This window comes from Sphingobacterium sp. R2, from assembly GCF_040760075.1.
GTDB lineage: Bacteria > Bacteroidota > Bacteroidia > Sphingobacteriales > Sphingobacteriaceae > Sphingobacterium.
In genome coordinates, this window is record NZ_CP142884.1 from 3,392,661 (window position 1) to 3,405,280 (window position 12,620).

The window sequence follows — 12,620 nt, forward strand, 5'->3', positions numbered from 1 at the left end:
CTAATTCGATAATGTTTTAAATAATTGTGAGTGCAGTTTCTTAAGCTGTGTTGCAATTTCAGAAGTCGCTTTTGGGTTCATCAATTTTTCCCAGCCTTCGATCTTCAATTTTTTTGTCTTTTCAATGATATGTAACCAGTTTGCCTGATGTAAATCTTTCTCTTCTACCACCTTGGCTACTCCTGCATTTTCCAATATTTTGGCCTTTATTTTTTGTTCTTCAAAAGGCCTTTCTGCAGGTATACAAATAATCTTTTTCCTTAAATCACCCAATTCCATTATGCAGTTATGCCCAGCATTGCTAATTACGATCCCGCAATTTTTAAGTATAGGGTATGCATTCTTTGAATTGCCATAATAACTCACTCCATCAATAGCCTGATAATTTTGTATGGTACCAAGTATATGTAAATTGAATGTTTGCGGTAGATCCCTCCTAATTTGAGCAATAAGCGGCAGGTCAAAACATGTGCCACCCTGGCCAAAGAAAATAGCTATCTGATCTTCCGAACTCGAATGCTCTTCAATTGACATTCCGCTATATTTAGAGAACCCACCTGAATAAAATGTCTTTTGTATAAACTCCTTTTCGATAGGCTGCGCCATTGATTTTACGTAGGGTGCCAGCAGAAGAGATGCGCTTTCATAGGCCAGTATGTGCGGAGTATCAGACCGGTCACCGTGCTGCCTCACCACTACGGTTGGTATCCCACAGAGACGGGCTAGTAATGCGATCTCGACAGACACATCAACAATAAGTAGGCAATGGTTATTTTTTGCGAAAAAATTTATTATACGATTGTTTCTCTCCACTATTCCCTTCACATTAAGAGGGGCATAATGTAAAAAATTCAACTCACTACTTGTCCAATCCCGATCGCTATCAGTAGGCGTGTCAAATGGCAATTCGATTGTTAAGATATCTTCCGGTAATAGATCTTTATAAGTTGCCAATGAACTACCAAAAAATACCACTTCGTTATGGGGAAGTTGCTCTGCTATGGCTAAGGCTCTCGTCAAATGACCCGCCCCGTGGTGATGGATATAAAAAGCGTACTTATAGGGCATACTTACTTTCGCAATTTTCGATGACTTGGGCAAATACATTTTCATAGGAGGATACCATTTCTTTAATATCCAAAGCTGACTCAGCATGTGCTCGACAAGCTTTTCTACTAAGCTGCGCCGCATCGTTTATGCATTTTGCCAATTCAACCACCGAGCACGATGCGGTAAGACATCCCGTTTCGTTATTTACAATCTTTGGCAGTGCTCCTCTCGCGAAACCCGCAACTGGTGTTCCGCAAGCTAAGCTTTCGGCGACAACCAAACCGAAAGGTTCTTCCCAACAAGGCGTAATAACACTTACTGCTGCATTCCCAATAAGTTCATTAAGTTCTTCGTGTGTACAGTGCTCTACCCACTCAGCGCTTTCATCCAGAAGCGGCTTAACAAAAGTTTCAAAATAGTGCTTGTCGGCGACTGAACCCGCTATTTTGATAGGCCTTCCGGCTAATTTTGCTGCTGCGATTGCAAAATGGGTTCCTTTATCAGGATGAATTCTACCGAACCATAAGACATAATTTCCGGCATTTTTAGCTGTAAATATCCATTTATCCAGATTGATACCATTTTGTATAACCTTGCATTCGGTGATATAAGGCTCCCACGAAGAAGCATTTGTTTCCGACACAGAGACATACGTTAGCTTTTTGTAGCGATTTGCTGCCAAAATAGCCCTTTTCATCTCAAAGATAGGAGGAGTATGCAATACGGTTACCATTGGCGTTTGCATAAGGGTTGCCATTGTAATCGGTACATAATTTAGGCTATTGTTAAACACCACATCAAAATCATATTGGTCTATCTCCTGCATCAGTTCCAGATAAGCGTGATGCGTAGAGATAAAATCCTCACTTAACTCGTGAGAGCGAAATCTGCTCAATGTTTCCATATCATAATCAACATCGCTAAGGATAGAATGTACATTTAGATTAGGATCCGAATGCTCACTCGCAAACAAGGTAACCTCATGGCCCCTTTGCAACAAAAGTTTAGTTACTTCGTATGTAAAGGCTTCCAGTCCGCCCATAAATGGTTTGCGGATGGGATGTTTTAAATGAGCAAGCACTGCTATTTTCATAATATATTGAATGTATATATGCTGGCGACATCACCATGCTGATTAGAACACGGCCAAGAGAAATTGGTTCACCACTATTTAAAATTATTTTTGGACTATCCCGGGCCAGTTGCTTACATGGTTAATATTGCGATGCAATATAGGGTTGTCTGTAGTTTAGTTAGTCGGTTGTAAGGTCAATATTTGTATTTTGATAATTAGAAACAAAGACTGTTAGCTGTTGTTATATCTTTTTTTACGCTTTAGGTATTTTTACATTAATTTTATAAGACTCGAGATTATCCTATCTATTGCCGTCAATAACTATCGCAGTTGATTTCGTTGTAGGCATTTATTGTTACATTTGTATTTAATAATAGTTTAAAATCTATGCGCAAACGGACGGTATCTATTCCTATTAGAACCTGGGGCCGAGATTACGGTAATGGCATAGCTGTCATTAATATGGAGTCGGAAATTCCAGGAAGTAAAGAATTCAATTATGCACATCGACACGATTATCACCTTTTCGTATTGCAGGAAAGTGGCATCTCGCATACCGAAATTGATTTTAAGCAATATTTCATAGATCAGCCTACTATTATCTATCAATCGCCAAATCAGGTACACAGGGCTTTGAAAGTTAAACAGTTAAGTGGTTTTATAATGACCATGTCCAATGAAAACTTACATGCGGATTATTTGAAAATATTGCAGATGAATACACCTGTCGAGCCATTAACCTTATCCTCAAAGACAGATTTAGCAATTATACGAGAAGCTTTTTCTTTATGTAAAAAGCTATTCGATCGAAGAGATGACAAACTATACGATCGCCAGGTAAGAGACAGTTGCAATACCTTAGTTGGCCTATTTATGTCGCAATTTCTCAAACAAACAAAAGACGCAGAGAAACTTTCGCGTTTTGAAATAGTTCATAAGGCATTCACGGGTTTACTTGAGCAAAATTTTGTGAGCATGAAACGTCCCGCAGACTATGCCGCAGCATTAAACATCTCCGTTGCTTATCTGAATGAGTGCGTGAAGAACGCAACAGGTGTATCCGTTTCATATCAGATACAACAACGAATTATTTTAGAGGCTAAGCGCCTGCTTTATCACTCAGATAGATCCGTAAAGGAGGTTGCAATTGAATTAGGCTACGATGATTATCCTTATTTTTCGCGACTATTTACCAAAGTTGCAGGAGTTACCGCTTTGACATTTCGTAGAAAAAACCACGATTAATCCCATACTTACTCTCTTCTGTTCTTTTTTATACGATCGAATCTCGTGTACTTTGCTTAAACAAAATGTAATATTATGCCAAGTGCACCAAAATGGTTATTTGATACTTTAGAGTTCTTAACGCCCAAGCTACCCTTGATCGAAGTTGTTGAAACGGTCTTTTTATCAAAATCTGTTAAGAAGATTTGTTTTAAAGGTGATTTAAAAGACGTACAATTCGCGGTCGGCTCCTTTATCGACTTTAGGGTGAACGATACAGAAGCGCGAAGATATTCGGTTTCTTATTCAGATATTGAAAAGGGTTTGTTTGAATTCATCATTTATTTGAATGGTAAAGGTTGCGGAAGTAGTTTTATGGCGAACGTAAAGGTTGGCGACAAAATAGTTATGTATAAGCCGAGAGCGATAAGTAGGTATTATGATAAAACAGCGCGAAGGTTTGTGATTTTTGGCGATGAAACTTCATTAGCACTTGCTGTTTCTTTTCTTCCGGTTTTAAAGGAGAATAAACGACAATTTCTGTTCATTTTTGAATTAGACGAAGAGAACAAAGAAGTTCCAAAATTATTGGGTTTGGAAAACTGCCTTATATTTCCCAAAAACTTTTTGTTCAGTAAAGAGGGCTGGCTAAGCGGAACACCGATAATTAATAGCTCGGATTGGCGCGAAGCCAGTTTTGTGTTGACCGGGAACGTAAAGTCGGCTCAAACGTTTCGAAAAATCATTAAAGAGAAATCAAATGGTAACATTTATTTACATGGCTATTGGCTAGAGGGTAAAAAGGGATTATAGCATTAGCACTTTAGCATTGCTATCGAGTACGATGGAGAAATGTCAACATGGCCAATATCACATGATCTCCAGCGCTATATAGTAAACTGATCTTATGAAGCTGCCTAACCGTAGAGAACTAAGTGTATAGCGAAATTAATGTTACAAACACAAGCTGTAAGTTCTGATGGTAATCATTCTCGAAAAATAGATTTACAGCCGAATCTTAGTGTGATAGTAAATACGGGCGATGCAAAAGTATAGTTGTTATGAGACTTTTATAAACTCACCATTTTCACTTACTACTTCGTTACCCCATTTCGTAATGGCTTCTAGAACTGGAAGAAGGCTTTTCCCTAAATCGGATAGGCTGTAAATTGTCATTATAGGAGGTTTCTCTCCATATACCCTCTTCGTGACTAAACCATCTTTTTCCAATTTCTTTAATTGCAGACTCAATGTCATTTCCGTAATTGTAGGCATTTCTTTCCGAAGCTCATTATACCTTTTTGGCATATCTTTTAAATGATATAGGATAACGGCTTTCCATTTTCCACCCATCAAATCCATTGTTAGACTGACTGTACAAGGGTAACTTTTCCCTTTAAGTGTCACGTAATCGCCGGTACATTCTGTTTTCATGCTACATTTATTTCGACCTATCCATCTTGATAGTTATTGCAAATGCAATTTACTTAAAATAGTTTTGTTACTAAAATAATTATAGTATGTCATTAGTAATTTTAGCACACCCCAATTATGATAAATCTTTTGCTAACAAAACGATTATTGAAGAGCTAAAGAGCAACAACATGAATATTGAAATCAGGGATATCTATGCGTTATATCCTGATTATGATATTGATGTAAGAGAAGAACAGAAAGCTCTTTTACGCCATAGGAACATTATTTTTCAATACCCGTTTTATTGGTACAATATGCCGGCCATTTTAAAGCACTGGTTTGATAGGGTATTTGAGTATCAATTTGCTTATGGTTCAAAAGGAGATAAACTAAAGGACAAAAACTTTATACCGAGTTTTACAGTAGGTTCATCAGAAAGAAGTTACACCGCTTTAGGCTTTCAGCATTTTCGTGTGTATGAATTTTGTAAACACCTTGAGCAGACAGCTTACCATACCCAAATGAATTACATTGAGCCGATTTATTTTCATGGTACTTCGCTAGCTGCGGGCTATACTGAGGAAGAAATAAGAGTCAATGCAAGACTGCACGCAAAAAAATTGATACAAACGTTGATAGAGTTGGAAAGATAGCGACTTCTATTCGCGGATTCTGGCGAATTGTTAAAACTGAGTGAATAAAAATAAATAGTCTGAGCACCGCGCTATTTTCTGCTGACCATTTTTCGATCCTATATGGAGTATATTACGATAATAATCTTTTAAATTTCTGACTTTTTAAACAAACGCTAAAGGTAATCGAATGTTGCATTATCGGTTTTACCAGAACGGCCTAATCTCACACAGGAAAAACTTTGAGAAAATCAGACATTTCCATAAGAACTATTAAAGGTATTGAATGCCGGCAGAAACCAAAACCCAATGGTAAGATAGCCGAGCCATTTTTTTATAATTTTAAAAGCTATCAGGAAGAAATGCTAAAGAAGAATAGAAAGTAGTCTGCTGCCAAAAAATCAAAATAGTAATGCGATAGGCCTGAACGGAAAAGTCTACTGGATTTGTCCGATAAATTGGATGATAATGGCAGTCTATCACTAAATAGAATGGTTAGGCAAGCAACGAAATGTCTACCAATTCACTTTATAAAATAATTCTCAGGGGCTATAAAATTTTATTTGGGGTACCAATGATTTTGATTTAGTAAATTTATCACTATATTAAGTTCGTCGTTCGTACCAATTATCAGAATTTGCCAAATGAAATCTCCTAAAGAAGCTGCTACACTGGAAAAACTTAAAAATGGAGACCTAAATTCGTTTAATGAAATTTATTTCCATTATTCGCCAAAGATCTATGTTAGATTGATCAAATTGGTGAAAAATCAAACTATTGTAGAAGAAATCTTACAAGAAGTATTTACCAAAATATGGCTCCAACGTGAAAAGATTGACCCTAATAAGGGATTTGTCTCATTTCTCAATCATATTGCGGATAATTTGGCCATGGATTTTTTTCGAAAAGTGCAAAGAGACAAGGCTCTTCAATTGGAAATATGGGCTTCCGCTATAGAATTGTATTATCATACCGAAGAAAAGCTGTTTTTCAAAGATAAACAACAGATGTTGACCAATGCAATCGACTCCTTAAGCCCCAAACGAAAGGAGATTCTGATCCTCAATAAATTTGAAGACAAAAGTTATAAAGAAATAGCCGATTTACTGGGCATCTCAGTATCTACTGTGAGTAATCAATTGGTGAGTGCACTCAAAGATATCAAAAAATATATTCAAGAAAACTACCGAGATGAGTATATAATCAGTCTTTTTGCGGCCTTTTTATTTAAGCTATAAAAAAAATAAAAAAAGTAATAGTGTGTTTCTCTTTGTCAAACGTATAGAGTAACAAATACAGCAATGTATTGAACTAATTATAGTAAATTTTGAAAGAGCAATCCGTTAAAGATCAATTGTTGGCGTATATCCACAACCGCTTGGATGCGCAGTATTATGAGTCATTTTTTGACGAAATGGCCGAGATGGATACTGCAATTCTAGATTTATGGATCACTGAGATGCTGGATCAGGATGAAGGACAAGCATTACAACAAATTCCGTTACCAGATTTAAGCGTGGTTCATCGGAAAGTACTCGATCATATTTATGCCGTAGATCCGCCCAAACCTATGCTAATTCAGAGAATAAGCCCGTGGGCCTGGGCTTCCTGTGCCGCCGTGCTAATCTGCGTACTGTCGGTTCTCTTTTTGAAAAATTTCTCAACGTCAACAAAAGAACAGGTCACCTGGTATGAAAATAAAAATGCTTATACGATCAATGCTCAGCTTCCTGATAGCACGACCGTTATCCTTTATCCACATGCAAAAATCGGATTCGAATATAGTGGCCGAGGCCACCGCGATGTACATCAGGTGCAAGGGCGAGTTATTTATAACGTGCACAAAAACAAAAATGCACCTTTTCAAGTCAATTACAAAGGATATTTAACCACTGCCTTAGGAACAATATTTAGCGTAGATCCAATGGATGGCGATCATGTACTGATAAAATTAATGGAGGGCAAAATCTCGGTCGGATCAGTTACAGCAGAGCACCGAAATTTAATATACCTCAAACCAAAAGAGGAAGTATTGGTCAACTTAAAACTGCAGCAGATGATTAAGTTTTCGGAGCCTGAATTGACAAAATCTCAGCCTGTTCGGGTAGATAAGGAGTTAAGAAAACTCATTCCACAGCTAACTGCCAATGTCGAATGGACCAGTCAGTCTGTCAAATTTAACCAAACCAAAAACATTCAACTCTTAAGAGTAATCGAAAGCCTTTATGATGTATCGATTATATGCGATAATCCAGATTTACTCAATAGTTCATTTACAGGAAGTTTAAATAGCAAAGAATCGCTAGCGAATTTCTTGACCAGCTTCTGCCAATTGAACGGTTGTACATTCCAAGTGAACAATGGTATTGTCAACATCAGTAATTCGGGAAGAAAGGAGGACGTACAGTAGGAGAGAATCAACCCAACGCAGAAAAATAAACCAATATATAAATCAGAATAACCAACTGTAAACAATTATGAAGCATATTCTAATCAAATTAATGCTCGTGGGATTGCTATTTCCATACTTTTCTGTAGGATTTGCGCAATCAAACCTGAAAGTAAATGGTAAAATAGTTGACAACGAAGGTAATACATTACCCGGCGCTACTGTTGATCTTATCCACGAAAAGAGCAGCAAAAAACTCCATTTTGTAGCCGATAACAACGGATTGTTTGTTTTGACTCCACTTGTTGCTGGCGAAAATTATACGATCTATGCCCACCATCTCGGCTACGATACTGATTCTGTTAAGCATTTTGTGGCAACGGCTACCAGCAAAAATACCGTGCTTATCCGTCTGAAATCACACACTGGAATAATAGACGAAGTTGTTGTCGTCGGTTACGGTGTTCAGAAAAAGGTCAATTTGACGGGGGCTGTTTCCGCCGTATCGGGTGAAGATCTGAACAATAGGCCCGCTGGGCAAACTTCCTCTGCCCTTCAGGGCATGGCCTCGGGAGTAACCGTGACCCAGCGTTCTGGTAAGCCGGGAGCCGACGGTGCGGATATCCGTATTCGCGGTATCGGTACGCTTGGCAACGCCGCACCTTTGGTGCTGATTGATGGGATCGAAGGCTCCATCAATAATATCGACCCCAATTTAATAGAGAATATTTCCATATTAAAAGATGCCGCATCCGCATCGATCTATGGTTCGAGAGCTGCCAATGGTGTCATCTTGGTTACGACCAAAAGGGGAAGTTCTGATAAGGTCGCTATTGCTTACAATAATTATTTTGGTTGGCAGTCCGCAACCAATATGCCCAAAATCGTCAATGCCCTGGATCATATGCTGCTGACGAATGAAGCGTATACCAATGTCGGTGCAAGTCCATTATATCCGGAAGATATTATTGCCGCCTACCGTAGTCAGGGCAACGGTAGTTCGGACGAGTATCCCAATACTGATTGGCAAAAGGAATCCTTGCAGGGGAATGGATTTCAGCAAAGCCATTTTCTGACAGTCAATGCTGGCACAAACAAAGTAAAAATGCTGACTTCGGTCGGTTATTTCGACCAGAAGGGTTTGACACTGAATAGCTCGTTTAAGCGTTATACCATCCGCAACAACGTGGATGTTAAATTCTCAGATCAGCTCGCCGTTAAATTTGACTTTCAATACGTCAATCCGATCGTCACCTCACCAGCGGCGAGCATTGAAGAACTTTTTCAGTGGATGAGCAGTATTCCAGCCAATCAATCCTTCAGAAATTCCAATGGTACATGGGGACTGGGCTGGAATGGTAATAATCCCGTATCGGCCGCGGCCGATGGTGGTGTTGCTACCAACAAAAGTCCATTTGGAAGTATCAATGCATCATTGATCTATAGACCCAAAGAATGGTTGACCGCTGAGGTCAATTATGCACCTAAATATGCGACGCAGGTAAATAAGAATTTCCGGAAAGCAGTGCAGTCCTATTTTCCAGATGGTACGCCGAGCTTCTCGGTCCCTGTGCGTACAGCACTTACGCAATACAATAGCCAAGAACTGTTTAATAATATGCGGGCGACCCTTACGGTAAACAAAGATTTTGGTCCACATCAGTTGAAAGCATTGGTTGGTGGTTCGCGGGAAGACTACAAGATTGATTACTCCCAGGGGTTTAGGGACACCTACGTTCTCCCTGACTATGAAGTGCTCAATGCGGGTTCGGCATTAAATCAGTCAGCGACAGGAAGTGCTTCCGAGTGGGCATTACAATCTTTATTTTCCCGGATCAATTACATTTTCAAAGATCGTTATCTTTTGGAACTCAATGCACGCTACGATGGTTCCTCCAGGTTTGCCAAAGGTAAACGCTATGGTTTTTTTCCATCGGCATCAGCAGGATGGCGTTTTTCTGAGGAGCAGTTCCTAACCGCAGCTAAGGGCTGGCTTACAGAGGGAAAAATCAGGGCATCATGGGGTAAACTGGGAAATCAGAATATCGGGACTTATCCTGCCGTGGCATCTTTGAACCTAGGTTCGTACACCTTAGGCAATGGCATCGTTAATACGGCAGCGCTAAATGATATGTCCAATCCTGATATTACATGGGAGTCTACGGAGGAGAAGAATATCGGGATTGATCTTACCTTATTTAAGCGATGGACTATTACCGCAGATCTATACAACAGAAAAACCAGTGATATATTATTACAGCTGGATATCCCGCTCATCATTGGTTTGAATAGGCCTTATCAAAATGCAGGCGTCGTTGAGAATAAAGGTTGGGAGCTTTCCATGGGCTATCGAAGCGATCCAGCTAAAGACTTTAAATATAATTTTACACTTAATCTCTCTGATGTCAAAAACAAAGTACTGGATATGCGGGGAATTAATCAGACTGGTCTAACGGTCAATCGGGAAGGCTATCCCATTAATTCCATCTTTGGCTATGTTTCCGACGGCTATTTCCAAACAGCGGAGGAGATAAAAGCTCATGCCACACAGTTTGGTACCTTAGCACCAGGTGATCTCAAATACCGTGATCAGAATGACGACGGAGTAATTAATGAGTCCGATAAGGTCATCATTGGTAGTACCATTCCACGATATACCTATTCGCTCAACTCCAATTTCAGTTTCAAGGGATTCGATCTCAGTTTTCTTTTGCAAGGTGTAGGCAAAGCCGATGGTTATCTCTACGGGGCGGGTATTCAGCCTTTTACGACGACGGGGGCAATTGGTGGAACGATACGTGAGGATAATAAAGACCGATGGACACCGGATAATACTACAGCAAAATATCCGCGACTGGCTTTCGGACAGAATAACAACCAGCAGTCCTCCCAATTCTGGATGAAAAATGCCGCCTATCTTCGTCTTAAAAATTTGCAGCTCGGCTATACCTTTCAGGCTGAGCTGCTAAAGTCCATCGGACTGAATAAAGTTCGCGTATTTGTTAATGGTTCAAACTTATTTAGCGTAGACAAATTTTGGGACGGTTATGACGTCGAAGCACCAGTAGGTTATGGTAACTTTTACCCACAGGTGAAGGTGTATTCTTTTGGATTGGATATTACATTATAAACTTGGCAAGTATGAAAACTCTAAATAAACTCGCGTTATATATACTATCGATTGCAGTGCTCCTTTTGGTGGGGGCATGCGAAAAATACCTGGACAGATCTCCGTTGGATGGCCCTTCGGACGAAAATTATTTCAAAAATCAGGATGAGCTGACATTGGTTGTCAATGGGTTGTACAGTGCCCTGGCATTTCATCCCACGGACGACATGCCCATCAACCTCACGCTTGATGATGCCACCGATATTGGGTGGGACCGCAATACCTCTGATTTACAGGCTGTCGGAAGGGGAGATCACGACAGCAATAATGGCTACATTCGAAATATTTGGACCAATTCTTATAAGGTCATTGGCAAATGTAATTTCATCCTGGACAATATCCAAAAGTTGGATGGAAAAATGGATGCCAATCTTCAAAAGCGTTATAAAGCTGAGACACAGTTTATCCGGGCTTATGTCTATCAATATCTGATCGATTACTTTGGGGGAGTGCCCTTGGTAACAAGTGGCCTAAGCCTTGCTGATGCAAATGTTCCGAAAACATCTAAGGCTGAAATTGCTAACTTCATCCTCAAAGAGCTTGATGAAGCGGCTACGATTTTGCCAGTAAGCTATGGTTCAGCAGATGTTGGACGTGCTACCAAAGGAGCGGCATTGGCCATACGCGCTCGGGCAGCACTTAATAATGGTCTTTGGGAAGAGGCTGCGCGTGCTGCCAAAGAAGTCATGGACTTAAAAGTATATGCCTTACACGCCGATTTCGGCCAATTATTTACCTATGATGGGCAAGCTTCCAAAGAGATTATTTTTGCTTTTCAATATTTACGGTTACAAAAAACAAAAACCCACAGTGCTACGCGCGGTTTTCTGTCGCGCAACGCACAGGGAACTTCCAACAAAATTCCATCGCAATCCGCTGTTGATAGCTATCTCTGCACTGACGGATTTGCCATTGATAAATCTTCCAGATTTGATCCTAAAAAACCATTCGCCAATCGGGATCCACGTCTGGGGTATACCATTGCACTTCCCGGCAGCACGTTTTTTGGTTTTCAGTTTGAGACCCATAAGGATAGTATAACCTGTTGGAACTATACATACAATACATCTACGGCAGTACGTATCCAAAATCAGGATGCGATCAATGCTTATGCGACCTTTTCTGGTTATTGTTGGAAAAAATATGTCGATATAAAGGACAAAGATTTTACCATGGAATCGGAGTTAAATATTATTCAAAGCCGCTATGCCGAAGTGTTGTTGATTTACGCCGAGGCGATGGTCGAAAACAATACGATCGACCAGACTGTCTATGACGCAATCAACAGCATCAGGCAGCGCCCTACCGTCGATATGCCGGCAATCGCGAGTAATAAAACGCAAGCTGAGCTGCGCGAGATCATACGGAAAGAAAGACTTTACGAATTAGCCAATGAAGGCTTTCGCTTAGTCGATTTGAGACGGTGGAAACTGGCCGATAAATTTATGAATTCGACGCTGTATGGCCGCATTCCAAAAAGCTTGTTGGCCAATGCGCCGACGATCGATGCAGATAGCTACGTGGATTATAAAAATGTCGCCAATCAGAAAGACATGCGGGTTATCGAGCTCCGCAAGTTCGACCCCAACAAGAATTACCTTTGGCCGATCCCGAATATTGAAATTGTAACGAATAAAAACCTGGAACAAAATCCAGGCTATTAAA

At 40.0% G+C, this 12,620-nt stretch carries 10 protein-coding genes; 7 read left to right on the forward strand and 3 right to left on the reverse strand.

Annotation, left to right across the window (positions count from 1 at the left end; all coding sequences use genetic code 11):
* Together VXM68_RS13990 and VXM68_RS13995 are read right to left on the reverse strand one after the other, a co-directional pair.
* Entirely contained in the window at positions 1 to 1,113 is a 1,113-nt protein-coding gene (locus tag VXM68_RS13990) for a glycosyltransferase (RefSeq protein WP_367209055.1), read from the reverse strand.
* Positions 1,058 to 2,143, reverse strand: coding sequence for a glycosyltransferase family 4 protein (locus VXM68_RS13995; RefSeq protein ID WP_367209057.1), 1,086 nt, complete (start codon positions 2,141 to 2,143; stop codon positions 1,058 to 1,060). The genes VXM68_RS13990 and VXM68_RS13995 overlap by 56 nt, the downstream gene beginning before the upstream one ends.
* A 369-nt stretch (positions 2,144 to 2,512) precedes the next feature.
* Here VXM68_RS13995 and VXM68_RS14000 point away from each other — a divergent pair, with 369 nt between their 5' ends.
* Positions 2,513 to 3,370 carry a helix-turn-helix domain-containing protein gene (locus VXM68_RS14000; RefSeq protein WP_293888394.1) on the forward strand — a complete coding sequence of 286 codons (858 nt, stop codon included), beginning with the start codon at positions 2,513 to 2,515 and terminating at the stop codon, positions 3,368 to 3,370.
* Between the two features lie 75 nt (positions 3,371 to 3,445).
* Entirely contained in the window at positions 3,446 to 4,162 is a 717-nt protein-coding gene (locus VXM68_RS14005; protein ID WP_367209058.1) for an FAD-binding oxidoreductase, read from the forward strand.
* 246 nt (positions 4,163 to 4,408) lie between these two features.
* Here VXM68_RS14005 and VXM68_RS14010 read toward each other — a convergent pair whose 3' ends face one another.
* Positions 4,409 to 4,783: a helix-turn-helix domain-containing protein gene (locus VXM68_RS14010; protein ID WP_293888398.1), complete on the reverse strand. Its 375-nt coding sequence runs from the start codon at positions 4,781 to 4,783 to the stop codon at positions 4,409 to 4,411.
* 86 nt (positions 4,784 to 4,869) lie between these two features.
* On the opposite strand from VXM68_RS14010, the gene VXM68_RS14015 reads away from it, so the two are divergent.
* The 5 genes from VXM68_RS14015 (at position 4,870) to VXM68_RS14035 (ending at position 12,619) form a co-directional block, all read left to right on the forward strand.
* Positions 4,870 to 5,418, forward strand: a complete 549-nt coding sequence (locus VXM68_RS14015; RefSeq protein WP_293888400.1) for an NAD(P)H-dependent oxidoreductase — start codon at positions 4,870 to 4,872, stop codon at positions 5,416 to 5,418.
* Between the two features lie 623 nt (positions 5,419 to 6,041).
* A complete protein-coding gene (locus tag VXM68_RS14020; RefSeq protein WP_153845555.1) occupies positions 6,042 to 6,635 on the forward strand; it encodes a sigma-70 family RNA polymerase sigma factor in 594 nt (197 codons plus the stop codon).
* An 89-nt stretch (positions 6,636 to 6,724) separates the two neighbouring features.
* On the forward strand, positions 6,725 to 7,807 hold the full coding sequence (locus tag VXM68_RS14025; RefSeq protein ID WP_367209059.1) for a FecR family protein: 1,083 nt from the start codon (positions 6,725 to 6,727) through the stop codon (positions 7,805 to 7,807).
* A 67-nt stretch (positions 7,808 to 7,874) separates the two neighbouring features.
* A complete protein-coding gene (locus VXM68_RS14030; protein ID WP_367209060.1) occupies positions 7,875 to 10,916 on the forward strand; it encodes a SusC/RagA family TonB-linked outer membrane protein in 3,042 nt (1,013 codons plus the stop codon).
* 11 nt (positions 10,917 to 10,927) lie between these two features.
* Positions 10,928 to 12,619 (forward strand): RagB/SusD family nutrient uptake outer membrane protein, encoded by a 1,692-nt coding sequence (locus tag VXM68_RS14035; RefSeq protein ID WP_367209061.1) that lies wholly within the window; start codon positions 10,928 to 10,930, stop codon positions 12,617 to 12,619.
* Position 12,620: the final 1 nt, after the last annotated feature.